Raw genomic sequence first — 25,574 nt, 5'->3', positions numbered from 1 at the left:
AGAATTTCAAACTTTATAGAGGACTAACTTATGAAAGTTGATAGAAGAAGCTTCTTGGGATTGGGCCTTGGCGCAGTTGCGGGTGCTGTGGTTTCCCCGGTTGTGTTGAAACTGACCGATGATTCTTCCATCTGGACCCAGAACTGGGCTTGGACTCCTGTCCCCGTTGACGGCGAAATATCCTATGATAATTCGGTGTGCAACCTGTGCCCGGGAAACTGCGGTATCAGTGTTCGAAAAATAGCTGGCAGGCCTGTTAAAATAGAAGGTCTGGCTGGATATCCCATAAATGACGGAGGTGCATGCCTCCACGGCATTGCAGGTCTTCAATATTTGTATGACCCGGCCCGGATAAAAACTCCCCTGAGAAAAAACGGTGATAAATTTGAAAAAATCTCCTGGGCGGAGGCCATTTCCCTTACGGCAAAAAAGATAGCCGACATCAGAAAAAACAAGGCCCCCCAAAAATTAGCCTGTATTACAGACAAATCCCAAGGGTCCGTACCAAAACTGTTTGAACGGTTTTTAACGGCCTTTGGCTCTCCCAATCTTTATACCATGCCAAGTCTGGAATCCAACCTGGAAATGACCGCCCAAACCCTGCACGGCGCCGGTAATACCATTGGGTTTGATCTTGAAAATTCAGATTTTGTTTTAAGTTTTGGTGCCGGTCTGATTGAAGGATGGGGAGCGCCGGTGAGTTGTTTTAAAGCCAACGCATCCAGAAAAGAAAGACATGCCAAACTTTACCAGGTAGAACCCCGGCTGTCCAATACCGCCGCCAATGCAGATAAATGGATACCCATTAACCCAGGAACAGAAAGCGATCTGGCCCTTGGTATCTGTGCTGTGATCATTAAAAATAATTTATTTGATTCCCGTAATTTCAAAGGCGGTTTCAATAAATTTGCCATCATGATTCAACGAGAATATGGCCTGGACAAGGTTGCACAAGTTTGCGGCATTAAGCCTGGTGATATCGAAAAAATTGCCCTCCTGTTTGCCAAGGCCAAAATGCCAGTGGCCATTCCCGGAAAGGGCAGGGGTAAAAATGGACAGAACCTCAAGGAATTTGCCGCCGTTCATACCCTGAACTGTCTTGTAGGCAATTTGAACAAACGAGGCGGCGCTTTTATCATGCCCCAAAATGACTATCTGTCATTTCCCGAAGCAATCCTGGACGATGCGGCTGAAACCGGCGCCGGGCAAGAGAAGCTGGCCGGTTCCATCAATGACCTTGTGGCAAAACTTGCTGCAACGGACACCCCCATTGTGGATGCACTTTTTGTATACAATGCCAATCCCTGCTATTCTTTTTCCGATCCCAAACGGGTAAAAGAGGCATTTAAAAAGATACCCTTTGTGGTCAGTTTTTCCTCCTTTCTGGATGAAACCGCCATGGAAGCCGATGTGATCTTTCCGATGAATACCTTTTTGGAGGGAATGGAAGATGTTCCTTCTCAAGCCGGTCTTGCAAAGAATGTCATTGGCTTGGCCCGGCCTGTCATCAAGCCTGTTTTTGATACCAAAGATCCCGGAGATGCCCTGATTCTTCTGGCCCAGGCCCTTGGCGGAACCATTGCCAAAAATTTTGAATGGGCGAGTTATGCCCAGTGCCTTGAAGAGGTTACACCAGATATTTGGGATGCCTTGTCCGAAGAAGGGCATGTCCTGGTATCACAAGGGGCTCCGGATGGAACTCCCCTTGTTGATTTTACCTTTCTGTCCACCAATCCCGCCACCATCCAGGCTGATGGCGATTTTGAGCTGACACTGATTCCCATCGACAATATGCGGTTGACAGGAACAGTTCCTGCGGTCTCCCCCTTTGCCCTTAAAACAGTTTCAGACAAGGTCTTGACCGGTACTGATATTGTGGTGGAAATTAACCCTGTGACAGCCAAGGGCCTTAAGGATTGTGGTGATGCATTGCTTACCACGCCTGTGGGGGCCGTAAAGGTCAAGGTTAATTTTAATGAGGGGATCATGCCGGGTGTCATCGGGATGGTAAGAGGTCTTGGTCACACCTTTGACAATAAATTTGTCTCAAACAAGGGTGTGAATGTGAATGATTTAATAGGCCCGGTAATTGAGTCAGGTTCAGGACTGGATGCTGCCTTTGGCATAAAAGCCAAAATTTCAAAGGCATAAATTACATGGAAAAAAATCTTAAGAGGTTCTGATGATACAAAATAAAAAAGCACATAGGTTCGGAATGGTCATTGATCTGGACAAATGCACGGGATGTGGTTCCTGCATGGTATCGTGCATGGCGGAAAATAATGTTCCGTTCAAGGAGGATGAATCCAGAAAAAAGGATAGCATCACCTGGATGCGCGTTTATAAGCTGACCAATGGTAAATCTTTTCCTGATACTGAAGTTGTTTATCTGCCCAGGCCCTGCCAGCATTGTGACGGAAAAGGAGGCCACGGGCATTCGCCTTGTGTCTCTGTCTGTCCTGCAACAGCGACAGACTACGACTATGACACAGGCATTGTCAGCCAGATTTATACAAGGTGTTTTGGTTGCCGGTACTGCATGGGGGCCTGTCCCTACCATGCACGGTATTTTAATTGGTGGGATCCCAAATGGCCCGAAGGTATGGAAAACTACCTGAGTCCCAATGTATCCCCAAGAATGCGGGGGGTGGTTGAAAAATGCACACTGTGCTTCCACAGATACCAGTTAGCAAAGGAAAAAGCCTATGCTGAGGGGCGTGAGGAAATCGAAGAAAATGAGTACCAGACAGCCTGCGCAACTGCTTGTCCTGCTGGTGCCATCGTGTTCGGTGATTTGAACAACCCCTCCCACCAGGTGCACCAGATTGTTAAACCCGATCCCCATCCCGACCCCATGAACAAAGACGTGGTGGGTAAGTCAAGAAATCCCAAGGTCTTTCGGCTGCTTGAACGTCTGGGAACCAACCCCAAGATTTACTACCTGTCCGAACGCGAATGGGTCAGAAAAGCGGGGGATAATTATCTCGATGGTGAATGGGATAAGGTTAAGAATCATCATGGATCTGCATCCCATGACTAAAATATCCAAAACCTATGTTAGGAGTATTTAAATATGGATTCTGCATTAATACCTGAAGGCGCTGAGCGGTGCTCATTTCCAAAGTTTATGATTGGAATCAGCATTGTTGGAGCCGTGCTTCTCTGGGGCGTTTATGCCATGTTTCTTTGCTGGTTTAAAGGCTTGAACCAGACAAACATGAATGATTATTACGGGTTTGCCCTGTGGATCTGGGCCGACCTTGCCGTCATCGCCGTTGGGGGCGGGGCTTTTTTTACTGGATTGCTCAAATATATCTTTAAAGTGGATGATCTGAAAAATATCATTAATTTTGCCGTGATCATCGGATTTATCTGTTATAGCTCGGCTCTTTTGATCCTGGCCATTGATATTGGACAACCCTTGCGGGGCTGGTTTATTTTTTGGCATGCCAATGTCCACTCCATGCTTACGGAAGTGGCCTTTTGTCTGTCCTGCTACTTTGCAGTACTGACCATTGAGCTTATCCCCAATATCCTGGAAAACCGTCAGGCCAACAAGGTACCTTTTTTCCATCACCTTGCCCATAACATGCACGGCGTGATGGCTATTTTTGCTGCCACCGGCGCCTTTCTTTCCTTTTTCCATCAAGGATCCCTGGGCGGAGTGGCAGGGGTCATGTACGGCCGTCCCTTTGCCGTTCGGGAAGGATTGCTGATCTGGCCCTGGACGTTTTTTCTCTTTACCTGGTCTGCTGCAGCCTTTGGACCCTGTTTTACCCTGCTGGTTACCAAGATCACAGAAGCCATTACCGGCAAACGACTGGTCAGTGATAAAACCGTCCATCTACTGGCCAAGATTTCCGGCTGGATGATCACCACCTATATCATCGCCAAAATAATTGATACCATTTACTGGGCAACGGTTACAGCTCCCAGCCTTGGTTTCAAAATCAGTCATTTTTATACCAACAATTCGTTCTATGGGTATTGGATTCTGGTTCTTGAAATTATTGTCTGTGGTGTGATCCCCGGAATTTTGTTGCTCAACAAGAGCACAAGGGAAAACCCGACGCTAAGATTGATTGCCATCCTTTTAGGTGTGATTGGTGTTTGTCTGAACAGGTGGGTAATGGTACTCCAGATCATGGCAGTTCCTGTGATGTCCTTTGACACCTGGGCGCTCTATTTCCCCAGCTGGCAGGAAGTGGCCACCACTGTGTTACCGGTTGCCTATGGTATAATTTTTATTGCCGTGGCCTACCGATATCTGCCGGTGTTCCCACAGGAACGCGAACTGAATCAGTCCAAGGTTGAGCAATAATCAAAAAGGAGAAAAGTAATGTTTCCATTTAACTTTGAATGGGTCTGGGACATTGGCCATGTTGTTTTCATGGGCGGGTTATGGTTTGCTCTCTCCATTCTGGGAGCCGGTATGACCTTTGTCATTGTAAAGGCTACCATGGATACCATGAACGACAGCAAAGAGTCTCATCACTAACCGTTAGTTATTGATATCGTTAAAAAAACGGCGCATCCCAGGTCCTATACCGTCCTGGAATGCGCCGTTTTTTGTATTTTATTTTAGATAATCAGATCAATTAATGAAATTGTTGTTCAGCTGGAAAAAACCGGGTAATCAGGATAAATATTCAGGTTTTTTTTACGGCCATAATCCAGACCAGAGACCAGCCCAGAGCCACAGGAAGGATACCAAGGCAGACAAAGAGGACAAGGTCTCCGCTCCAAGGTTTTAATCCCACGGCGGCAATGATGGGAATTAGGACGGAGACAACAACACCGGCTCTTTTTGTTTTAGAGAGTGTTTTCTTTTTACTTTTAACTTGTTTTGGGGCGGGTTTGAACATTCTTGGAAGAATCAGGATGCCGGAAATCAACAGAATCAAGACAAGAATTTCACTTACTCCGGTCAAGGGTTTCTCCTTTGCTCTTGGGTTTAAAACCTTTTATATTTCAAAAATCGTGTTATTTGTCAATTCAATTCAAAGAAAGGACAACCCCATGTAATTTTTTGTCATGTCGACCGGTGGTATAAAATTATTTTTTTAACAGTTGATATAACTGCATCTTCGAAGTAAAATCAGCGACTAAGTATAAAAGAACAGGCCAAGGGTAAACCGCTTTTATTCATCGGGAGAGATCGGCATATGAAATACAAAAAAATGTTAACGCTGACAGCTTTGGGACTTGTTGTTTTCATCATGGCAGTATCAACTTTGATCGTATCCTATACGGTGAAAAAGCAGAACATGATGGTATCCACAGATTCTTTAAAAAATGCAATTACCATTATCCAGTACCAATTGGCCGGTCTTGAAAAAAAAATAATTGCCGATGCCCGGCAGTTGGTTGTCAGTGCAAACCTGGCCAGTGAACTGAGCCTTATTGAATCCTACCAGCAGCGGTCGGACTACCATTCAATGACAAAATTCAATCACATTGCCATGATCGGTAAACTGTATGCCACGGCCAGTGCCGGCAACATGTCGCATATTGCCGTTTATAATTCCAAGGGCAATCTTGTGGCCTTTGTTAAGATTGAACGAGACTATGCCTTTTGCGCGTTCCCATATAAAAAAGAGGATAAACCGGTATTTCAATTGGCTAGGGTGAAACCGGGTGATGAAATAGGTGAAAATCTGTTTGAAATTGTTGACCAGTGGCCCTTTGGAACGGACCTTCTCACCACCAAGGTAACAGAAGAAAGCAAAACCTTTTACAAATCTGACAAAACGGCTATCCAAATTACGGCAGTCACGGCCGCCATAGAAGAAAAATTCCACTTTAAAACAAAAAAAAAGGAAAAAAGGGTATTGGGCATGGTCACTGCCGCCACCACGATTGGTCAAAATTTTTCAAAACAGGTGGCCATGTTCAGTGGTACTGAAGTGATGGTTTTTTCCTCAAAAGGTTCTCGAACAGGGACCTTAACAGGGTATAACAAATTTTCCTTTGATGAAATGAAAAAGATCGATAGGCGCATCAAGGTTGGAAACGCTCAAATATTTCTGGATGAGATTAAAATCTTAGGCCAGGGATATGCCCGGGCCATCTATCCGTTGACTATGGGACAAATGAAAACCGGCGTTATGGTCGTGCTGCACTCAAAGGCCATTGCAGATGCCAATACCAGACAGATTATCAGTTTTTTAAGCGTGGCCGCACTGGTCTGCCTCCTATTACTTCTGCCGGTGGTCTTTTTCTTTGCCGGCACCATGACCAAACCCATACAAAAAGTTGTGAACAGTTTGGAAGATATCGCCCAGGGAGAAGGAGATCTTACCATGAAGCTGGATATCAAAAGCAAAAATGAGATTGGCGAACTCTCCCAGTGGTTTAACCTGTTCATCGAAAAACTGCGGGGTATTGTAAGCGATGTAAAGGACAATGCCTCGTCCCTTGACGCTTCTTCGGGTGAACTTTCCACTGCATCAAAGCAGACGGCAGACACGGCAGATGAGATGTCTGCCAAATTCAACGGGGTGGCTGCCTCAACCTCTGAAATGAGTGATAACCTGTCCTCCATAGCCGTGGCTATGGAGGAGGCGTCCACCAATGTCAACATGGTGGTATCGGCAACAGACCAGATGACACAAACGGTTGGTGAAATATCGGTTAATTCCAGCAAAGCACGCCAAATTGCACAGGATGCAGTTACCATGGCCGGGCAGGCATCCGACGGGGTTAAGGAACTCGGGCAGACCGCAGATCAAATCGGTAATTTTGTCGAATCCATCACTGAAATATCAAATCAGACCAATCTTCTGGCCCTGAATGCCACCATTGAAGCGGCAAGGGCCGGTGAGGCCGGAAAAGGGTTTGCCGTTGTGGCAAACGAAATCAAGGACCTGGCCAAACAGACAGCTGAAGCTGCTCTTGAAATCAAAGAAAAGATCGTTCTCAACCAGGAATCCACCCAAAAAACCATTGATCAGATCAAGTCCGTCACCCAGGTCGTCAATGATATCAATGATATTATCACCACCATTGCATCGGCGGTGGAAGAACAGTCGGCCACAACCCAGGAAATTTCAGATAATATTACCCAGATGTCCCAGGGGATTCAGGAGGTCAACAAGAATGTGGCCCATAGCTCTGATACAGCCATAAAAATAGCCGGTGACATCAACCTGGTGAATAAAAATGCCGGCAAGCTGTCTGCTTCCAGCAGCAATGCCAGTAACAGTGCTGAAAAACTGGCTCAATTGGCAGCAAACCTTCAACAACTGGTATCGGTGTTTAAAACATAAATTGGGGTTGTTTTAAAATTTGCTTTTCAGGTCCCCATAGGCCTTTTGTATTTCCAGAAATTTTTCATTGGCCAGGTGTGAAAACTCCTCCCCCAGATGGGAGACCTTGTCCGGGTGGTATTGTTTTATTTTTTCTTTATAAGCTGCCTGAATTTGCTCCCATGTGGCATCGACTGAAACCCCTAAAATTTCATAAGAAGATCTAAATTCCTTGGATCCGTTCTCTGGACTATCAGCTTTTTTTTTGGTTTTATCCGCACTTTGGGAGGGGGAGTGACCTGAATTAGATCTATAATTATGGGCAGTTTTCCTATTATTTTTTTTAAATAAAAACCAGGGCAGTTCTCCATATCGGATCAGATGAATAATGGCAAAGAGAACAAGTCCATCATCAATCCATCCGATATAGGGCACAAAAAGTTCAGGAATAATATCCACCGGACTGATGAGATAGGCAAGACCTAACAAAATTAAAATAATTTTCAGGTAAAGGCTCATGGGCGTTATCGGTTCTGATTCATGACATCAATCATGGTAAAGAGCCGTTGTTTATTTCCTTTTAACAAGGCTTTTTCTCTTAAATAGACCACAGCATCTAAGGTGCCGCTGACATAGATATCCCTGCCATTGATATTATGCTTGAATTCAAAGAGGGAGGACCCGTCTTCTGCCGTGAGGGTGTAGGTGTGCCACCCGTGACCTGCCAAATGTTCCTTTGGGATACCCCATTGGTTTTCCTGGATTTTGGGGTCCCGGATCTGTTGGATGTCTTCCACCTTAAAATCGGTCCCCAGCTCATTGAAATAACCCACCATGGCCTTGGCAGTCCCGGAGGTATCTGCCTTTCCCTGCTGGTGGCTCTCTTTGACTTCAAGGGAGTATCCCTTGAAAAGATCGGGAAATGTTTGAGCCGCATAGCGCACCATCGCCTGGAGACCCACAATCTGCTTGGCCATATTCGGGGCAATTACAGCGGGAGAAGCCGCATCCTGTACGGTTTTTTCAAGTTCTTCCCGGTTTCCGCCGGTGGTTCCCATAACAAAGGGAATTTTGTTTTGGGTATAAAACAGGGCATTTCCATTCACAGCAGAAGGGTGGGTATAGTCAACGGCAATGAACGAGGGATATTGGGTGAAGATCTCTCGTATTTTTTTGTCCCTTGTATCTGGTTTGACCAGTAAAAATTTGGTTTCCCCCACCATTGCCGTTTGTTCGGGGATATCCTGGCCTGTCAAAGAATAGGGCATGACAATAAAACGCTCGTCTGCAAGACCTGCGGCAGCCATTGTGCGGGCCACATTTCCGGGCAGCCCATTGATCATTATCGGTATTTTTTCCATAATTAAGACTCCTTATAGGGTGTTAACAAGTTTCTTCAGGGTTGGCACAGATGCAAGCCGTTGAATGTTGGATTTCAAAGACCGAACTGCTTGTGGAATATAGGATTCAAAGCGCTTTTTCCCCTTGATTTGGGATAGAAAAGCAAATGCCCCCAGAAATTGAAGATTCCGGGTCACACAGCAATAGTGATAGCAGCGTTTAAACTTACTTTGTTCTATTGTTGACGCAATTCCCAGCCGGGACATCGTATACGACACCAACGCTTCTTGAATGCCTTGGGGCAGGTTGACATAGGGATCTATTAAAAGGGAAGCCAGATCATATTGCAACGGGCCTTTTCTTGCGGATTGAAAATCGATGAAATAAATTTTATCATTATGTATCATAATATTTTTAGATTGCATATCCCGGTGCATAAGACCAACAACACAATGTTCCAGGGCATTGTCGGCAATAGTGTCAAATTCATGGGCATAGGATTCAAAGGTTTCCTTTTTCCCAAGGAAACCTTGAATAAATGCTGTCATAAAATAGGCACATTCTTTTTCCAGGATGAGTTCTTTTGAATAGGCGGTTGTCTGGCAGGTCCAGCGGGTATCAAAATTTAGGCGTCCGATTTGGGAAAATTCAATGAGCTGGTCAATGACCTTTTTGTAAAGCGCCATGAGGGTTGCAGGGTCTTGGGTTTGGTGAACCACCGCAGATAGGTGGACATCCCCTAAGTCTTCCAAAGCCACCTGGCCGGAAAGAACATCATAACCCAGTATTTTTGGCACGGCAACTTTTTGGGATACCAAATGGGCGCCGATGTTAACAAACGCCTGAAGCTGGGAATGATTTTCACTTTGGGCAAGGCAAATGCCATGGTCCGAGAGAACCAGGGAACGCTTCCCATGAAAGGCCCTGTACCAGTGTCGGTCAGACCCGTCTCCTGCAATGGGAGTAATTTGAATTTCATGGAGCCTGCTGGTTGGAAGACCCAACAGCTGTCCGGTGAGGCATTGTTGTGAAGTTTGCGTATAGGCGGAAATTGTACCGATATCTCGCCAGTAAATAGGATCCGCCACATGGGCTTTTATTCTTTTTGTGGGGCAAAGATTCTTGTAGACCTCAATGCTGGAAAAAACCTTAGGATCAAAAGCCCCTGACATATCTGTTATGGGCATGTGGGTGTAGATGTCCGGGGATAAAATCTGAACGCCGGTAAAGGCAAGCCCTTTTCCTGGTGGTGCATTAAAATTTTCAATAAATCCTTGTCCATCCACCTGGATCTTGTTGAATTGCTGACAATCATGGAGCACCAGTGTGGCCAGGGCCTTTGAATCGCGATGGGATGCCAGATGGGATTCATAAACCTGTTTAAGGTCAATATCACAAATAATATCTGCATTGACCACAAAAAAAGGCGCCTTGTCCAAAAAACGCCGAAGGTTGGCAATAGCGCCGCCGGTGTCCAGAATTTTGGGTTCGTACAGGGTTTGGAGTCGGTCTTTGAATCGGTGTTGTCGGACAAAGGCCTCTATTTGTTCATGGCAGTGGTGGGTATTGATAAAAATTTTATCACATCCGCAAGCGATCAGTTGTTCAATGACAAGGTCCAGTAAAGGTCGCTGGTTGAGTGTGAACAACGGTTTGGGGATGCTGTTGGTATAGGGCAGTAAGCGTGTGCCGAATCCTGCGGCAAGAATGAGTGCTTTCATTTTCCTAGGAAACCGTCAACTGGATCAGGCGGTCAATAATCTCTTTATATTCATCAATCTGGATCTGATCCTCGGATCCATTGATCCCATTTTTGGCAAAATAAGTGGCAGCATTTCTATAATTGACCAGGGACAAGGATTCCTTGAAAGAGATATTATCCCGTTTATAAAGTTTGCTGCCAAAGGCCTGAATTTTCTTGGTTTGCTCTTTTGCATCATATTTATCTGTTCGTTCTTTTTCAAGAAAGAGCAGGCAAGTTTTATAGGATTCAAAGAAGGGGAGCAAAAAGGCGGCAAACCATTTTAGTTTTCGAAGTCCCTGGGAGGTCAGGTTCAGCATATCTGCCTGGGTGGGGTCGGGTACCAGTATGCCTTCATTGATAAACCCCTTGAGACATTTTGAAATTTGTTCTTCCGGGGTGATCTCTTCGTCAAAGGAAAACTCATCTGTATAAAGTTTTTGTAAAAATTTATACCGGATCACCAGATCGGGCAGAAAAAATTTAATTTGATCCACCTCAAGAATGGACATGGCGGTGTAAGCTGCCGGCACAAAAAAACAAATGACCGAATTTTTATAATAGTCCAGAATGGCCCGCTTGTTGTGTTTGACAATAAAGGTGGTATTGTCGGAAATTTCTTGTACATCTTCGTCTGCAAGCTCAATAAAATTTCTGGAAATAAAATTATGGAGAACCTTATTGATTGCCTGATCCGGGTCCATGATAAGGGTGTCGGACAGATCCACCTTGTTGAAAGTCAGAAGGTTCATATAGGTGTTCACCCGTTCTATCATCTGTCGTTTAACAAAATTATTCTTGGCACCATTGAGGATGGCAGAGGCAACAATGCCATGGGGGGTTACCAGGGAATTTTCGTTTATGGAATTGATCAATTTGTATCCAAATTGTTTTACAAACTCCATGTATTCCTCGTCTGTGGCCCTGGAAAGATCAACGTTTTTTTCTTTTAAATAGTCCTTTAAGGACAGGGGCTCATCAAATTTAATATAGACCTTCCCATATTTTTTCTTTAAAAATTTCCGGGTATTGAGCAGTCCCTTCAGGGTTTCAGGGCTCTTTTTCCCCCCTTCAATCTCCTTTAAATAGGCGTCTTCTTCAAGAACCCTGTCATACCCAACAAACACCGGGACAAAATACAGGTTGTCGCAAGCTCCGTTCAGATAGGCTTTGATGATCAAACCCAGGCCCCCAGGTCTTGGGGTCAGAAGTTTTCCGGTGCGGCTTCTGCCGCCCTCGATAAAAATTTTAAGATTAAATCCCTCATAGAGTAATTTTTCAAGGTAGGCAGCAAAAATTTTTGTATAGAGCTCAGCCCCCTTAAAGGTTCGTCGTATGAAAAAGGCACCGCCTCCCCTGAATATGGGACCCAGGGGCCAAAAGGACAGGTTCTTTCCTGCGGCAATATGAGGGCAGGGCATATTGTTCCTGAACATCACATAGGGCAGGAGCAGGTAGTCCAGATGGCTTTTATGACAGGGGATCAGGATCAGAGGCGCTTTTGTGGATTTTTCCCTCATCCGATTGATTTCATCCTGATTGACCACCAAGCCGTCGAATAGATTTTTAAAAACCCAGGTTAACAGCAAATTCAAGAAATTAATGACTCTCAGGTTATAGTTGGCCGCTATCTCTTTGATATAAGCGGCTGCTTTTTTATTGACTTTGTAGAGGGGCATCTTGTTTTTGACAGCATAATCCGCCAGATATTCCCGAAGGGCTTTACGGGTAAGAATATCTTCGGTGATTTCCTGGCTGGATTTTAAAACAGGACCGGTAATACTTTTCCTCTGGCGGTTTAAGATATCCACCAAATGGCTTCTTAACCGGTGGGTCTGGAATTCTGCATCCAGGCCGTCAATTTCCGGACGGTTGATAAAGGTCTTAAGGTTCACGGGGGTTGCCACTGCCACCCGGATTTTTTCAGGATGCCGGATCAAAGTATAGATCCGTTTGATCAACCCTGGATTTTCATGGGTTCCAAAGAGGATATCCCCAAGGCCGGGATCTTTATGCATGGGCTTGGTTACATAGATAATATCTTCAGGCACAATGACCACACAGGTATCTGTCTGCCTTTGAAGCTCAATCAGGAGAAAGAGAGGGTCTGGGGTGGATTTGATAAATCGATTGTAAAAGTCATCTTCTTCAATAAGCGAAACAAACCCGGCACGATTATTTTGGAGTTCTCGTTGGGCAAACCCGGATGTATAAATGTCCTTGACATGGAAGTGATGGAGAAAATAATCCAGATGGGACAATAAAATTCTTGCGGCTCTTTTTACGGGTAAAAGAAAAAAAAATCTAAAATCAAACCCAAGTTCGGGAAAAGGAAGATCAAGGGCTTTGAGTCTTGTATGGAAGTATAAAAAATCAAATGTCCGTTTGTTTTTACTGGCAAAGACAACAATGCTGTCGGGTTCAATATTTTTTATTTTATCCAGGTTATGATCATCAAGATTGAGTTTTGTGGCCAAACGGGTAATAATTTTTTTAACGATATAACTTTGATTTCCCGTGTAAAGACTGGCGGAGTAATTCTGGGTATCACCCAGAAGACAATTGATATATTTTCGAAGCCTGGCCCTTGTAGCGGGCACAAACCCTTTAATTGACTGAAACAAACTCATGGAATATTCCTTCTTTGTTAGACCTTCAAAAACAAGGTATTTAAGGACTTTATCTTTATCAAAACTTGGGTGTAATGGCAATCTTATTATTCTTCCAACGGGTGCAAAAACGGATTGAATAAATCTTGAAATCAGCTATTAACAGGTACCTTTCCCCCCCGAAATAATGATGCCAAAATAGCCTTGATTTAAAATTTTCCCTGTGCTATTTTTCTTTATCTATTAACAATCGTGTTATCTGTTAAATGGGATCATATTTATTAAAGTTGCATAAAAAAGCTTAAGGAGGATATTTCTATGAAGACGTTAATTGGTGGAGCTATTGCAGTTCTTCTTGGAGTTGTTGGTTTGGCGGTTTGGTTTGGTGCATTTTTAAATCTTCTCGCTGGATGTATTCCACCAGTGCTCTTGTTGGGGGGTGGTCTTGCCCTTTATCTTGGATTTGATGAACTGAAAGATTCCTGGAAAAGTGACGAAGGTGTTGATGCACCGGTTGATGATGACAAAACAAAAATCGCTGAACTTGAAAAAGAATTAAGTGAACTGAAAAAATAAAAATTTTTTTGAGATTTTGAATTTAAAAGGGCTGTTTTATGACAGCCCTTTTTTTATGGCAGAGGTGGCAAGAAAGTCTGCCACCTCATTCTCTTTTATGCCGGCATGACCTTTTACCTTGATAAATTCCAGGTCTTTAAATTTTTGGGTCAACCCCTTAATTTCTGATACCAATGCCTTGTTTGCCTGGGGTTTGAAATTTTGTGTCAGAACCCCAATGGCATAAGCTGAATCTGAAAAAATACGCACGGGCAGGTCATGCCGTTTTAAATGGGAAATTGCCACTTTAATGGCAGACAACTCTGCCACGTTATTGGTGGCTATTCCAATGCTCTTGGAAATTTCCTTGCGGTTTTCATGGTAAATCAAAAGAGCCCCGATGCCTGCCGGACCAGGATTTCCAGAGGATGCCCCGTCTGTATATATGTGGATACAATCATCAGGGAGTTTTGCAAGGATATCCAACTGCTTTGCCGATTTACCGATAGGAGATCTTGCTTTTTTCTCCCCGGCCGGAACAGCCTTATCCAAGGGTTCCAGTCTCGCCTTTTTTATCCAGTACTCGTAATCCTGGTTTAAATTATATTTTATCAGCACCTTGTCGTTATTTTCTAAAACAATCCCATCGGAAGTGAAGGCAACCCAGACCTTGTTGCCTTTAAAACTCATTCGTTTCCAATCATTTTCAGATGGGGTACTCTCGGTCATATCACTCCCGGTCATATAAATTTTAGGTGTACAGATAGTAGTTTTTAGAAAGAGCGATAAATTGGGCCACCCCTTCCTGCCAATGGGTTTCAAGAGCTGTTAGATCTTCCATTCTGGTGATTTTTTCCCTGATATCCCGGCTGCCCAGAATCAGGTCAATGGGCATTAGTTCATACTCGTATTCATAGGGAGGAAGCTTAAATTCAAAACCGTCGGGGTGAAATTTAAGGATAAGCTGCATCAAAAGAAGGGATGCCAGATAAGGTCTGAACTCTTTTCTTGACGTAATATGGATGTGAAAACCGCGGCAGACCTGTTGCTGCCATTTGCCCGAGGTGGGTTCAAAATTGATGGGCCGAAGAAAGGCGCCTTTAATTTTTTTGCTAGCAATTTGCCCGATTGCCCCGGTGTCCAGAAACGGCGCGCCAAATTGCTCAAAGGGAAGGGTGGTTCCCCTCCCTTCTGAAATATTGGTGCCTTCAAAGATGACCTGACCCGGATATACCATGCAAGACAGGGGAGTGGGCAGGTTGGGAGAGGGGGGTAACCAGACAAGACCTGTGTCCTGCCAGTACATGCTACGTTTCCACCCCTTCATGGGGATAATTTTCAGATCACAGCCAAGATCAAACTCCCGGTTAAAAAATTGTGAAATCTCCCCAACGGTCAGGCCGTGGCGCATGGGAATGGGGAATCGACCCACAAAGGAAGCATAGTCAGGATCTAAAATATTTCCTTCCACCTGAAGACCGCCAATGGGATTGGGCCGATCCAGGATCACAACGGTTTTTTTAAGCTTTGCCGCCATTTCAATACAATGGGAAATGGTATATATAAAGGTATACACCCGGGTTCCCACATCCTGGATGTCTACAATCAGGGTGTCGATTTTGTCAAACATTTGAGGGGTTGGAATCCTTGTTTCGCTATAGAGGCTAAAAACAGGGATGTTTAACCCTGGCTCGATTCCATGGTCCGATTCGATCATATTGTCTTGTTTCTCTGCATAAAAACCGTGCTGGGGGGCAAACAATGCTGTCAGTTGGCCTGGAAACAAGCGGTTGATAATCTCCAGACTAGGGGTAAATGTTTTGTCCACCGAGGCCGGATTTGCCAGCAACCCCAGGCGCTTGCCCTTTAAATATCCCGGGGGATTTGTTTTCAGGTTTTCCAGCCCGGTCATCACCGTATGGGTCATATTCCCTCTTTTCTTTTTTTCCATTAGTTTGGGTTTGGGTTTGGGTTAATAATTAATTCCTACCATAGTTGTTGACAAAAATTCAAATCCTAACTAAATATTGTTTCTTTTACCATGAGGAGATATGGATCCATGAAGTTTAAAATTAGTGCCTCGGTTGAGACTATCAAACCCTATGAGGCGGGTAAACCCCTAAAGGAACTGGAAAGAGAATATAACATCACCAATGCGGTAAAACTTGCCTCTAATGAGAATGCGTTGGGGTTTTCCCCCAGGGTAATTGCGGCGGTAAATGAAACCCTCTCCAGCATGAATCGATATCCGGAACCTGTGGCCCATGAACTGTGCAAGCTTCTGGCCAAAAAATTTCAGGTGGGTGTTGACACTATTGTCCTGGGAAATGGATCCGATGATATTATTGCCCTTCTGGCCCATGGGTTTTTAAACCCGGGAGATGAGGCCATCATGCCCTTGCCCTCCTTTTTAATGTATGAGATCAGTGTCAAAACCGCCAAAGGGACGCCTGTCATGGTCCCCCTTCGAGACTATACCACAAATTTGGATGAGATTGCCAAAAGGGTGGGGCCCCGCACAAAAATGGTCTTTGTCACCAATCCCTTTAATCCCACGGGCAGTACCATTTCTAAGGATGACTTTAGCGCTTTCTCAGAAAAGATACCCCGGGATGTGATCATTGTGGTGGATGAAGCCTATATTGAATTTGTCAGGGACGAATCCGTGTTCAACTCACTTGATGATCCCCTAAAAGATCCCAGGATCGTTACGCTTCGAACCTTTTCCAAGGCCTATGGTCTGGCAGGTTTCAGAATCGGGTATGGGATCATGGACAGGGAGGTGGCGCAAATTTTAAATCGAATTCGTCAGCCCTTTAATGTGAACACCATGGCCCAGGTGGCTGCACAAGCAGCACTCCAGGATGAAGATTTTTTAGACAAAAGCATCCGGGCGACCCATGAAGGAATTGATTATCTTAGTTCTGAGCTGACCAAGATGGGACTTAATCCCCTTCCCACCCAGTCCAATTTTATGATGGTTGATGTAAAAACAGATGCCACCCGTGTTTTTACAGCGATGCTGGGAAAAGGGGTGATTGTCAGGGCTTTAAAATCCTATGGGTTTGATACCTTTTTGCGGGTGAATACTGGAACCCACGAAGAGAACCAAATTTTTATCAAGGCATTAAAACAGGTATTGGGAAAATAAATCAGGTAAGTAATATAAGGATAGGTCATGAAACATCGAATTATCACCATCGACGGGCCGGCAGGTGCCGGGAAGACAACCATCAGCAAGCTTTTGGCCAAGAAATTGGGATGTGTCTATGTGGATACCGGTGCCCTTTACAGAGGCGTTGCCTATGAAATAAAGAATCAGGAGATTGACTGGAAAAATGATGCCTGCCTTGAAGCATTTCTCATGGGTCTGGATTTAAATTTTAACAGGGCAAAAGACGCTCTTTTACTGACCTCGTCTAAAAAGGATATTACGCCGTATATCAGGACACCTGAGATTACAATGCTGGCATCGGCAAGTTCTGCAAAGCCCCAGATAAGATTGGCATTGCTTGATATCCAGAAAAACATTGCCCAGAGCCAGGATGCTGTATTTGAAGGCAGGGACATGGGTACGGTGGTTTTCCCCGATGCCCCCTTTAAATTTTTCCTCTTTGCCGACCTGCCTGTCCGGGCAAAAAGAAGATATGCCGAGATGCCACAAGAACAAAAAGATATTAAAAAAGTACAGCAGGATATGGAAAAAAGAGACACCAATGATTCCCAACGAAAAGAAGCCCCCCTTATGGCAGCACCCGATGCCATAAAAATTGATTCCTCCTGTTTAACCATCCCGGAAGTGGTCGCTAAAATCTTAAATTATATTCAAAAAAGGTAAAAGTTAGTAGAATTGGCTTGATTATTTTATCTTGAGTTGTTATAAAGGCAAATTGCACTCGGAATCTCTTTGTTCGAGGGGCTACTGGTGTAAAATTCGATTAAGGGGAATAATATTAATGAACGACATTGCTGAAGAAAACGAAAATCAACCAATGAATACAGACGAATTAGAGACACAGGAAACAGTATCTGAGCCCGGGATGGGGATGGAAGACATTACCGGCGAAGAGACCATGGAAGAGCTTTTGGGCATTTATGAATCCAGCCTTAGCAAATTTGAAGAGGGACAGGTAGTTACCGGAACTGTCATCTCCGTCGGCAAAGAAAAGGTTCTTGTCGATGTGGGATATAAATCTGAAGGCCAGATCTCTATTCATGAATTCATTGATGAGGAAGGCAATATCAATGTCAAGGTCGATGATAAATTTGAGGTAATGATTGAAGTATGGGATGAGGAAGAGGAAACCGTTCTTTTGTCCCATGAAAAAGCCAAAAAAGTTAAAGTTTGGGATGCAATCAAAGAAATTTATGATGCGGACGAGACCATTGAGGGTGTCATTACCAGCCGAGTCAAAGGCGGTTTTTCCGTTGATATCGGTCTATTGGCATTCCTGCCGGGTTCCCAGGCGGACTTGCGACCCATCCGTAACATGGATGAAATGGTAAACAAGACCTATACCTTTAAAGTACTGAAATATAATAAAAAACGAAATAATATCGTTCTGTCAAGAAGGGTTCTTCTTGAGGCGAAAAGGGATGAACTTCGAAGCACTACCCTTGAGACCATTGAAAATGACAAGGTCATGGACGGTATCGTTAAAAATATTACAGAATATGGTATTTTCGTTGATCTTGGCGGTGTGGATGGACTTCTGCATATCACAGATATTTCCTGGGGAAGGGTTAAACATCCCTCAGAGCTTTTCTCCGTCGGTGATAATATCACGGTAAAGATTCTATCCTTTGATTTTGAAAAAGAAAGGGTATCCCTTGGTATGAAACAGTTGACGCCTGATCCATGGACAACAGCTGTTGAAAAATATCCCATTAACTCAAAGATAAAGGGCAAGGTTGTCAGCCTCACCGATTATGGTGCCTTTATTGAACTGGAAGAGGGTGTTGAGGGATTGATCCATGTATCTGAAATGTCATGGACAAGAAAGGTCCGTCATCCTTCCCAGATGGTTGCCGTGGGAGAGGAAATTGAAGCGGTTGTACTGGACCTGAAACCCGATAACCGCAGAATTTCTCTGGGTATCAAACAGACCGTTGACAACCCTTGGGAAATCATTTCCCAGAAATACCCTGTGGGAACGATTATAGAGGGTAAGATCAAAAACATCACTGAGTTCGGGCTGTTCATCGGCATTGACGATGACATTGACGGTCTGGTTCATATCTCTGATATTTCCTGGACAAAACGGATCAAGCATCCGTCTGAAGTCTACAAGAAAAATGATACCATCCAGGCAGTTGTTCTTGATATTGATAAATCCAATGAAAGATTCTCTCTGGGCATCAAACAGACCCAGGCAGATCCATGGGAATCAGTTGCAGAACGCTATGAAGTGAGTAAAGAAATTTCCGGTGTAATCACCAACCTGACCGACTTCGGTGTATTTGTAGAATTGGAAGAAGGTATTGAAGGCCTTGTTCATGTTTCTGAAATCAGCAAAGAAAACATCAAAAGCCCAAAAGAGCATTACCAGATCGGAGATACGATCACAGCCAAGGTAATGAATATTAATTCCGATGAAAGACGGATCGGGCTTTCCATCAAACGTCTTGAAGAAGATGATGATGACAAGTATCTTGAAGACTTTGCAAAGAATATGAAACCTGCGACCTCATCCTTTGGTGAACTCCTCAGAAACAACATCCAGGAGCAGCTTGAAGCCAATAAAAGCCAGGAAGATGCTGACACAGAGGAAAAAGACGAAAAATAAAACAAAATGTAGTTGATTGCATTTTCAATATCGTAACGGGGCCGGGTAAAGAGTGTTTTACCCGGCCCTTTTTTTATCAAAATATTTTGAACCGGTTTTCCATAATGGAATTCTTTAACTCTATACAGGATATTTAGCTATGTTTTCACGACGACATCCGTTTTTATTTTTTCTAACCATTATGTCCGCTTGTTTTACCCTGGTTTTTCTGGGGTTTGTCGGGCTGGTTCATGTCAGTTCAAAAATAATAGATACTGGTTTTTCTGACTCCCTGGGCCATGAAAAAGGAAATATCGGTATTGTGGAAGTGGTGGGTCCCATTATATCATCAAAAAAAATCATTGAGGATATAAAAACCTTCCGAGAAAACGATGATATCAAAGCAATTGTTATCAGAATTGACAGCCCGGGAGGGGGTATCGGTCCTTCACAGGAAATATACCGGGAGTTGATCAAAACCCGTGCCAAAAAAAAGGTGATCACTTCCATGGGGTCGGTGGCAGCTTCCGGCGGGTATTATGTGGCGGCAGCCACCCAGGGAATTGTTGCAAATCCTGGGACCATTACCGGCAGTATCGGTGTAATCATGGAATATGCCAACCTCATGGAAATTGCCAAAAAGATCGGCATCTCCCCTGTGGTGATTAAAAGCGGGGAATTCAAGGACATGGGATCTCCCCTGCGGGAACTCAAGGAAAACGAAAAACAGATTTTCCAGCAGCTGGTGGATGAACTTCACCTTCAGTTTGTCTCTGATGCAGCCAAGGCCAGAAATATGGACATTGCCAATATGGCAAAATTGGCCGATGGCCGGGTTTATACCGGACAAAAAGCATTGGCACTCAAATTGATTGACCGACTGGGAAATTTGGATGATGCGGTTCAGTGGGCCGGAGAATTGGCCCAGATTGAGGGAAAGCCCGTGCCGGTTTATCCGAGAGAGGACAAGATGACCTTTATCCGAAAGCTGGCCGATACCCTACTCAAAGATATCAACATCTCCGGCGCCATATCGGATAATTTCAGGTATATCATTGGTACCCGTTAAGGCTAACTAAAAATAAAGAGAATGAATGATTAAAAACAAAGCCCCTATTTACTTTAGCTGATAAGTCCTTTATATCTTGTTCATGATAATTCATGAACAATCATCATTTTTCCATAAAAAACGAGTACCAGGCGAGTACTGGAAACATAGACCCGGAAACCGGCCAGGAAATCCAAGCCGATGAAATAGGACTTGCCTACAAGACTCTTATTCAATGCGCAAACATCAATATCATAAATTTTAACGGATTGTTTAACTTGAATTTTGCTTTTAGCCCAAATTTTGCTTCCATCCGTCAGTTTCGATGTGGTAGTAATGAGTCATGAAAATCCAGATAATAAATTTTGATAAAAATACCGTACCTGACATAGAACAGTCCAGGTTCTACAGTCAGGTACGCTTCATTTCCATGGACGAGGATCAGATTCAGCAGCCAATTACCAGCAATATGGAGAGACTCCCGGATATCTCCGTTGTCTTTATCCATACCCATATCAAAGGCTGCCTGGAAAAAATCGCAACCATAACCAAACAGCATATCCAAATCGAGATCATTGCAGCCGTGGACAAAGAGAATCTGGAAACTGGGGTGCAATCGCTTAAGAGCGGGGCTTCGGATTTCATGATCCTGCCGGCCACTGCGGCCACCTTTGACCTGTATATCAGCCGAGCCCTGGAGCGACTTTACCTCCATAAGCATATTTGTTTCAACGAAAATTGCTACAAGAGCCGATTTGCCAGATCCCAGCAGAGCTACCAGCAATTGTTCAACGAGGTGCCCTGCTTTGTCTTTGTCCAGGACAGGGATTACCAGATCACTGAAGCCAACCGGAAATTTGAGGAGTATTTCGGCCGCCATCTCGGAGAATACTGCTTCGGTATCTGCAAAAATCGGGACGAGCCCTGCCGGGACTGCCCGGCCCAGAAAACCATAAAAAGCGGCGCCAACCAGGTATCGGAAATGGAAATTATTTCTTCTGACGGGGTCAAGCATGTGGTCCTCTTCCAAAGCGCCCCCATCAGGGATCTGACAGGTCAGGTAACCCATGCACTGGTCATGCTCACGGACATTACCGATTCCCGTCGTCTGGAAGATCATTTAACCTCCCTGGGCTTTATGATTGGCTCCATCTCCCATGGGATTAAGGGCCTGCTCACCAGCATGGACGGGGGACTTTACCTGATGGACTCGGGATTTAAATTTAAAAACCCCCAAAAAATCCAGAACGGCTTCCAGATAACCCAGGAGATGAATTCCAGAATCAAGAAACTGGTCCTGGACATCCTCTATTACACCAAGACCCGGACCATGGAGTGGGAACAGGTCTCCTGCAGGTCCTTTATGGAAGAGACCCTGGATATGGTAACCATGAAGGCTAAAAAACACGGTATCACTGTGGCCCATAAATTCGAGACCCTGACCCTGGACGACAAATTTGAGATCGATAGGAACAGTCTCCAAGCCGCCATGATAAACTTCCTTGAAAATGCCATCGAAGCCTGTGTTGACGACCCAGTCACCAAGGGCAGGCAGCACACCATCGGCTTTTTTGCCAGGGCCGATCTTGAAAACATCGTGTTCAGAATCCAAGACAACGGCCTGGGTATGGACAAAGCCACCCTGAAGAATATTTTCACCATCTTCTTTTCTTCCAAGGGCAATAAGGGAACGGGTCTTGGGCTTTTTATCTCCAACAAGGTCATCCAGCAGCACAGGGGGCAGATTGAGGTGGACTCCACAAAAGACCGGGGCAGCCGGTTCGTGATCACCATCCCCAGATTGGTGCCACCCACAGCCAGAAATCTCAAGCGAATCAAATAAACAGCATCACCCGGGTAATTTTTAAAGATCAAAGGATATCTTATTTAATTAATGATTTTTTTTAAATAAAGAAAGAAACCCGCCCACAAGCCAGTCTCTTTAATCGGGGGCTGGTTTTGTTTTTTTGGGATTTTTTATGGGGGGAGTCGAGCGAGTACCAGGCGATTATTTTACAGTATTGGTGTATCTTTTTTACTCAAAGATATCAACATCTCCGGCGCCATATCGGATAATTTCAGGTATGTCGTCAATTAAAGAGATCACCGACGACGGAGCGTTCGGAACAGGTCCCCCGTCAATAACCACTTCAAGTCTGTTTTCAAAGTAGTCGTGAAGAAGAGAAGGGTCTTCAAATATATCCCCATTTGGATCTGTGGCCGAGGTGGAGATGATGGGATTGCCAAGTTCCTTGGCAAGGGCCAGGGCGATTTGATTGTTCGGGACCCGGATACCCGCTGTTTTTCGTTTGGTCAGCATGATTTTGGGGACCATTCTGGAGCCGGACAGCACAAAGGTATAGGGGCCGGGCAATAGTCGTTTCATATTCCGATAGGCAAAATTTGAGATCTTGGCATAGGTGGATATGTCTTTTAAGTCCGGGCAGATAAAACTGAAAGGCTTGTTTTTGTCCCTTTGTTTAATGGCATATATTTTTTCAATGGCCTTTTTGTTCATGATATCGCATCCGATACCATAATAGGTGTCCGTGGGATAGGCCACAATTCCGCCTTTACGTAAAATATCTACCACCCGTTGGATTTGGCGTTCCTGGGGATTATCGGGATTTATTTTTAATAACATGCGATTGTATTGTCCTTTTTATTAGCATTTTCGTTGCCAAAATTTCCAGCCATCATCATAAAAATCACCATAAATTAACACCAGACAAATTATAGGTAAAATCTGTCAGTGTCAATCAAATCATCAATTTTAGGTCCAACCATTGTATCAGATTGGTATTGAATCAGATTAGAGAAATACACTAATCCCCAAAACTGATTCCCAGAGCCCTGGCTGTCATCACCAGATCTCCTGCAGGATCCACCCTGCGTATTTTATTGATGGCATCCTTGAGGGTTACCGGCCCCATCGTTCCATTTTCTTTTAACGCCACCATAAACCCGAATTGTTCTCGGGCAATCAGTTGGAATGCGTGAACACCAAACCGGGTGCACAATTGTCTGTCCCACTGTGTGGGCTGGCCTCCCCGCTGTAGATGGCCCAGCACCACACACCGGGTTTCTTTTTTGGATCTATTTTCGATTTCCTCGGCAACCAGGTGTCCGATCCCCCCCAGGCGGGCTTCCCTGTCGGTTCCGGTTTTGTTTGATGTGACAAACCCCTGGCCCTCAAGGGTCACTCCCTCTGCCATGATGACAATGGTGAAATGTTTTCCTTCGGCTTCTCTTGCCTGAATTTTTCGTTGAATCGCATCATGGTTAAATTTAATCTCAGGGATTAAAATTACATCTGCCCCTCCTGCCAACCCGGCATAGGCCGCAATCCATCCGGCATATCGACCCATGACCTCCAGGACCATAACCCGATTATGGCTCTGGGCTGTGCTGTGCAGGCGATCCAGGGCATCCACGGCACAGGCTACGGCAGTATCGAAGCCAAAGGTTGTCTGGGTGGCATCCAGATCATTGTCAATGGTCTTGGGAACCCCCACAACGGCAAACCCCATCTCAAACATTTGCTGGGCAATGGTAAGGGTGCCGTCACCACCAATGGCAACAAGGGCAGCGAGACCCAGGGCTTCAAAATTAATTTTGGCCTGGTTTAAGATGTTTTGGTCAACCTGTCTTGGTTCACCGTGTCCTGTTTTTGCTGAAAATTTGCCGCTGTTGGCCGTGCCCAATATGGTGCCACCCCGGATGAGCAAACCGTCCATGTCTTTGGTTGCCAGGGGCATTACCTGGACCGGGGTGAGCAGTCCGTCAAACCCGCCATGGATTCCAAAACACTCCCAGCCGTTAAGGGTGGCCGTTTTTACGATGGCCCGAATGACCGCATTCAGGCCGGGGCAGTCTCCGCCTCCGGTTACAATTCCGATTTTATTTGTCATCCATGTCTCCTCGTAGGATATTAGCGCAATATAGGGGCTCATTGTATTTTTATATTCCCTGGAAAATATATCATAAAATAATACTTTAACCCATATCTTTCCTTCTAAAATTATGGCCATGGAGGGATTGTGATTTCAGGAGTTATTGCGTATGATCTACGGGTTTTTAAAAGTTGAGAAAAATAGGTGGTAGACCCATTTTATGGAAATGATATGAACATGTTTAATAAAAAAAAGTGGCATATTCTCCTGGGAATTATGCTTACGATTTTTCTTTTGGTTCAGGTGGGCCGTCTTTTTTTCAGGGAACAGGAAAGGGAAATTAGACATTCGATTTATACCGCGGTTAAACGAGCATATCCCAAAGCAGCCCAACGGTTTGAGCAGTCCCATGGGCTTAAATTATTTAAAACAGGCTTAGATTTGTCACCAGGTGAAGCCTCACCAGGTGGGGCCCATGGCACCGTTATCCTCATACATGGACTGGACGAACCGGGGCTTATCTGGATGAACCTGGCACCTGTCCTTTCTGAACGGGGGTTTAAGGTATTGATAATGACCTATCCCAATGATCAATCCATCAAGGCATCTTCAACTTTTTTTTTCAACCAGATGGCCTCTTATTTTGCCCCAAAAAAAAGGTCAGTTTCAATTGTTGCCCATTCCATGGGCGGGTTGATCGCAAGGGACATGCTCACTGACCCCAGCTTTGCCTATTTTCAAAAAGCAAAGCTGGGGAAGGTTCCTTGTATCGACCATTTCATAATGGTAGGAACCCCTAACCATGGCTCTGAGTTGGCTCAATTTCGATTTTTTACTGAAATCAGAGATCAATTTCACAATTTATTCAATAAAAAAACCCACTGGTTGAACGGTCTTCTCGACGGGGCGGGTGAAGCAGGAATAGATCTTTTACCGGGCAGCCGGTTTTTAACCGAGTTGAACAGCAGGCCGCTTCCGGACTTTATTGATATACAGGTGATTGCAGGCACGGTCAGCCCATGGTCAGATGGTGAAATACCAAAGTTTATACAGCATTTGCAACAAAATTTACCCCTTGAAACCCGACCGGCATCCAGGGCATTGAAAAAAACACTGGTGTCAATGAGTCTTATTATTGGGGATGGCCTGGTCTCCGTGAATTCTGCTCGACTGAACAAAGTTCCCTTGACAATGGTACAAGGAACCCACCTGACAATGATTCGAAATATTTCTGTGTCAAGTCAACGGATACCACCGGCTGTTCCCCTTATCCTTAAAATGCTGACACCCTGAAATCAAAGGTCGGATTTTTGTATATACCCTGGGGTTTGCCCCCGGCCGGAATAAAACAGTGTTTGACAGAATCTGTATCTTA

Annotated in this window: 22 protein-coding genes; 13 read left to right on the top strand and 9 right to left on the bottom strand. The window is 44.6% G+C overall.

Features of this window, described 5'->3' with window-relative positions; all coding sequences use genetic code 11:
* Positions 1-30 precede the first annotated feature (30 nt).
* From qrcB to ACZ45G_RS13025, 4 genes are read left to right on the top strand one after another with little or no spacing between them, the layout of a single operon-like run.
* Positions 31-2,151, top strand: a complete 2,121-nt coding sequence (gene qrcB / locus ACZ45G_RS13040) for a menaquinone reductase molybdopterin-binding-like subunit QrcB (RefSeq protein ID WP_464178754.1) — start codon at positions 31-33, stop codon at positions 2,149-2,151.
* A 31-nt stretch (positions 2,152-2,182) separates the two neighbouring features.
* Entirely contained in the window at positions 2,183-3,040 is an 858-nt protein-coding gene (gene qrcC / locus ACZ45G_RS13035; protein WP_464178752.1) for a menaquinone reductase iron-sulfur cluster-binding subunit QrcC, read from the top strand.
* A gap of 33 nt (positions 3,041-3,073) precedes the next feature.
* Positions 3,074-4,321, top strand: coding sequence for a menaquinone reductase integral membrane subunit QrcD (gene qrcD / locus ACZ45G_RS13030; protein WP_464178750.1), 1,248 nt, complete (start codon positions 3,074-3,076; stop codon positions 4,319-4,321).
* A gap of 18 nt (positions 4,322-4,339) precedes the next feature.
* Entirely contained in the window at positions 4,340-4,498 is a 159-nt protein-coding gene (locus tag ACZ45G_RS13025; protein ID WP_464178747.1) for a hypothetical protein, read from the top strand.
* 151 nt (positions 4,499-4,649) lie between these two features.
* Here the strand turns inward: ACZ45G_RS13025 and ACZ45G_RS13020 are convergent, their stop codons facing one another.
* On the bottom strand, positions 4,650-4,931 hold the full coding sequence (locus tag ACZ45G_RS13020; protein ID WP_464178745.1) for a hypothetical protein: 282 nt from the start codon (positions 4,929-4,931) through the stop codon (positions 4,650-4,652).
* Positions 4,932-5,165: 234 nt separating this feature from the next.
* Between ACZ45G_RS13020 and ACZ45G_RS13015 the strand changes: the two genes are divergently transcribed.
* Positions 5,166-7,268, top strand: coding sequence for a methyl-accepting chemotaxis protein (locus ACZ45G_RS13015; RefSeq protein ID WP_464178743.1), 2,103 nt, complete (start codon positions 5,166-5,168; stop codon positions 7,266-7,268).
* 12 nt (positions 7,269-7,280) lie between these two features.
* Here the strand turns inward: ACZ45G_RS13015 and ACZ45G_RS13010 are convergent, their stop codons facing one another.
* The 4 genes from ACZ45G_RS13010 to ACZ45G_RS12995 are packed head-to-tail and all read right to left on the bottom strand — an operon-like array spanning position 7,281 to position 12,959.
* Complete coding sequence (locus tag ACZ45G_RS13010) at positions 7,281-7,766, bottom strand: DnaJ domain-containing protein (protein ID WP_464178741.1); 486 nt, start codon at positions 7,764-7,766, stop codon at positions 7,281-7,283.
* 5 nt (positions 7,767-7,771) lie between these two features.
* Positions 7,772-8,608: a dihydrodipicolinate reductase gene (gene dapB / locus ACZ45G_RS13005; RefSeq protein WP_464178739.1), complete on the bottom strand. Its 837-nt coding sequence runs from the start codon at positions 8,606-8,608 to the stop codon at positions 7,772-7,774.
* A 12-nt stretch (positions 8,609-8,620) separates the two neighbouring features.
* The gene (locus ACZ45G_RS13000) at positions 8,621-10,309 is read right to left on the bottom strand and encodes a sugar phosphate nucleotidyltransferase (RefSeq protein WP_464178737.1); all 1,689 of its coding nucleotides are present in this window, start codon (positions 10,307-10,309) and stop codon (positions 8,621-8,623) included.
* A gap of 4 nt (positions 10,310-10,313) precedes the next feature.
* Complete coding sequence (locus ACZ45G_RS12995; RefSeq protein WP_464178735.1) at positions 10,314-12,959, bottom strand: 1-acyl-sn-glycerol-3-phosphate acyltransferase; 2,646 nt, start codon at positions 12,957-12,959, stop codon at positions 10,314-10,316.
* A 297-nt stretch (positions 12,960-13,256) separates the two neighbouring features.
* Between ACZ45G_RS12995 and ACZ45G_RS12990 the strand changes: the two genes are divergently transcribed.
* Positions 13,257-13,514, top strand: a complete 258-nt coding sequence (locus tag ACZ45G_RS12990; protein WP_464178733.1) for a hypothetical protein — start codon at positions 13,257-13,259, stop codon at positions 13,512-13,514.
* A 36-nt stretch (positions 13,515-13,550) separates the two neighbouring features.
* Here the strand turns inward: ACZ45G_RS12990 and ACZ45G_RS12985 are convergent, their stop codons facing one another.
* Positions 13,551-14,222, bottom strand: coding sequence for an RNase H family protein (locus tag ACZ45G_RS12985; protein WP_464178731.1), 672 nt, complete (start codon positions 14,220-14,222; stop codon positions 13,551-13,553).
* A 22-nt stretch (positions 14,223-14,244) separates the two neighbouring features.
* Positions 14,245-15,420: an exo-beta-N-acetylmuramidase NamZ family protein gene (locus ACZ45G_RS12980; RefSeq protein ID WP_464178729.1), complete on the bottom strand. Its 1,176-nt coding sequence runs from the start codon at positions 15,418-15,420 to the stop codon at positions 14,245-14,247.
* A 132-nt stretch (positions 15,421-15,552) separates the two neighbouring features.
* On the opposite strand from ACZ45G_RS12980, the gene hisC reads away from it, so the two are divergent.
* From hisC to ACZ45G_RS12950, 6 genes are all read left to right on the top strand, one after another.
* Positions 15,553-16,644 carry a histidinol-phosphate transaminase gene (gene hisC, locus ACZ45G_RS12975; protein WP_464178727.1) on the top strand — a complete coding sequence of 364 codons (1,092 nt, stop codon included), beginning with the start codon at positions 15,553-15,555 and terminating at the stop codon, positions 16,642-16,644.
* 27 nt (positions 16,645-16,671) lie between these two features.
* Positions 16,672-17,331: a (d)CMP kinase gene (gene cmk / locus ACZ45G_RS12970; RefSeq protein ID WP_464178724.1), complete on the top strand. Its 660-nt coding sequence runs from the start codon at positions 16,672-16,674 to the stop codon at positions 17,329-17,331.
* A gap of 118 nt (positions 17,332-17,449) precedes the next feature.
* Positions 17,450-19,279 carry a 30S ribosomal protein S1 gene (locus ACZ45G_RS12965; RefSeq protein ID WP_464178722.1) on the top strand — a complete coding sequence of 610 codons (1,830 nt, stop codon included), beginning with the start codon at positions 17,450-17,452 and terminating at the stop codon, positions 19,277-19,279.
* Positions 19,280-19,418: 139 nt separating this feature from the next.
* Positions 19,419-20,327 (top strand): signal peptide peptidase SppA, encoded by a 909-nt coding sequence (gene sppA, locus ACZ45G_RS12960; RefSeq protein WP_464178720.1) that lies wholly within the window; start codon positions 19,419-19,421, stop codon positions 20,325-20,327.
* Between the two features lie 92 nt (positions 20,328-20,419).
* Positions 20,420-20,653, top strand: coding sequence for a hypothetical protein (locus tag ACZ45G_RS12955; protein ID WP_464178718.1), 234 nt, complete (start codon positions 20,420-20,422; stop codon positions 20,651-20,653).
* Positions 20,650-22,149: a two-component system sensor histidine kinase NtrB gene (locus ACZ45G_RS12950; protein WP_464178716.1), complete on the top strand. Its 1,500-nt coding sequence runs from the start codon at positions 20,650-20,652 to the stop codon at positions 22,147-22,149. Before ACZ45G_RS12955 ends, ACZ45G_RS12950 begins: the two co-directional genes overlap by 4 nt.
* Before the next feature lie 192 nt (positions 22,150-22,341).
* Here ACZ45G_RS12950 and ACZ45G_RS12945 read toward each other — a convergent pair whose 3' ends face one another.
* Positions 22,342-22,950, bottom strand: coding sequence for an L-threonylcarbamoyladenylate synthase (locus ACZ45G_RS12945; RefSeq protein WP_464178714.1), 609 nt, complete (start codon positions 22,948-22,950; stop codon positions 22,342-22,344).
* Positions 22,951-23,131: 181 nt separating this feature from the next.
* Positions 23,132-24,217 (bottom strand): 6-phosphofructokinase, encoded by a 1,086-nt coding sequence (locus tag ACZ45G_RS12940; RefSeq protein ID WP_464178712.1) that lies wholly within the window; start codon positions 24,215-24,217, stop codon positions 23,132-23,134.
* A gap of 213 nt (positions 24,218-24,430) precedes the next feature.
* On the opposite strand from ACZ45G_RS12940, the gene ACZ45G_RS12935 reads away from it, so the two are divergent.
* Positions 24,431-25,492 (top strand): esterase/lipase family protein, encoded by a 1,062-nt coding sequence (locus ACZ45G_RS12935; RefSeq protein ID WP_464178710.1) that lies wholly within the window; start codon positions 24,431-24,433, stop codon positions 25,490-25,492.
* Positions 25,493-25,574 lie beyond the last annotated feature (82 nt).

It is taken from the genome of Desulfoconvexum algidum (genome assembly GCF_055382125.1).
The sequence above is the reverse complement of the archived record's forward strand: the minus strand, read 5'-3'. Positions and strand labels throughout refer to the sequence as shown.

Coding starts and splice junctions, on each gene's coding strand:
- qrcB (WP_464178754.1), top strand. CDS start 31: ATGAAAGTTGATAGAAGAAGCTTCTTGGGATTGGGCCTTGGCGCAGTT.
- qrcC (WP_464178752.1), top strand. CDS start 2,183: ATGATACAAAATAAAAAAGCACATAGGTTCGGAATGGTCATTGATCTG.
- qrcD (WP_464178750.1), top strand. CDS start 3,074: ATGGATTCTGCATTAATACCTGAAGGCGCTGAGCGGTGCTCATTTCCA.
- ACZ45G_RS13025 (WP_464178747.1), top strand. CDS start 4,340: ATGTTTCCATTTAACTTTGAATGGGTCTGGGACATTGGCCATGTTGTT.
- ACZ45G_RS13015 (WP_464178743.1), top strand. CDS start 5,166: ATGAAATACAAAAAAATGTTAACGCTGACAGCTTTGGGACTTGTTGTT.
- ACZ45G_RS13010 (WP_464178741.1), bottom strand. CDS start 7,766: ATGAGCCTTTACCTGAAAATTATTTTAATTTTGTTAGGTCTTGCCTAT.
- dapB (WP_464178739.1), bottom strand. CDS start 8,608: ATGGAAAAAATACCGATAATGATCAATGGGCTGCCCGGAAATGTGGCC.
- ACZ45G_RS13000 (WP_464178737.1), bottom strand. CDS start 10,309: ATGAAAGCACTCATTCTTGCCGCAGGATTCGGCACACGCTTACTGCCC.
- ACZ45G_RS12995 (WP_464178735.1), bottom strand. CDS start 12,959: ATGAGTTTGTTTCAGTCAATTAAAGGGTTTGTGCCCGCTACAAGGGCC.
- ACZ45G_RS12990 (WP_464178733.1), top strand. CDS start 13,257: ATGAAGACGTTAATTGGTGGAGCTATTGCAGTTCTTCTTGGAGTTGTT.
- ACZ45G_RS12985 (WP_464178731.1), bottom strand. CDS start 14,222: ATGACCGAGAGTACCCCATCTGAAAATGATTGGAAACGAATGAGTTTT.
- ACZ45G_RS12980 (WP_464178729.1), bottom strand. CDS start 15,420: ATGACCCATACGGTGATGACCGGGCTGGAAAACCTGAAAACAAATCCC.
- hisC (WP_464178727.1), top strand. CDS start 15,553: ATGAAGTTTAAAATTAGTGCCTCGGTTGAGACTATCAAACCCTATGAG.
- cmk (WP_464178724.1), top strand. CDS start 16,672: ATGAAACATCGAATTATCACCATCGACGGGCCGGCAGGTGCCGGGAAG.
- ACZ45G_RS12965 (WP_464178722.1), top strand. CDS start 17,450: ATGAACGACATTGCTGAAGAAAACGAAAATCAACCAATGAATACAGAC.
- sppA (WP_464178720.1), top strand. CDS start 19,419: ATGTTTTCACGACGACATCCGTTTTTATTTTTTCTAACCATTATGTCC.
- ACZ45G_RS12955 (WP_464178718.1), top strand. CDS start 20,420: ATGAACAATCATCATTTTTCCATAAAAAACGAGTACCAGGCGAGTACT.
- ACZ45G_RS12950 (WP_464178716.1), top strand. CDS start 20,650: ATGAAAATCCAGATAATAAATTTTGATAAAAATACCGTACCTGACATA.
- ACZ45G_RS12945 (WP_464178714.1), bottom strand. CDS start 22,950: ATGTTATTAAAAATAAATCCCGATAATCCCCAGGAACGCCAAATCCAA.
- ACZ45G_RS12940 (WP_464178712.1), bottom strand. CDS start 24,217: ATGACAAATAAAATCGGAATTGTAACCGGAGGCGGAGACTGCCCCGGC.
- ACZ45G_RS12935 (WP_464178710.1), top strand. CDS start 24,431: ATGAACATGTTTAATAAAAAAAAGTGGCATATTCTCCTGGGAATTATG.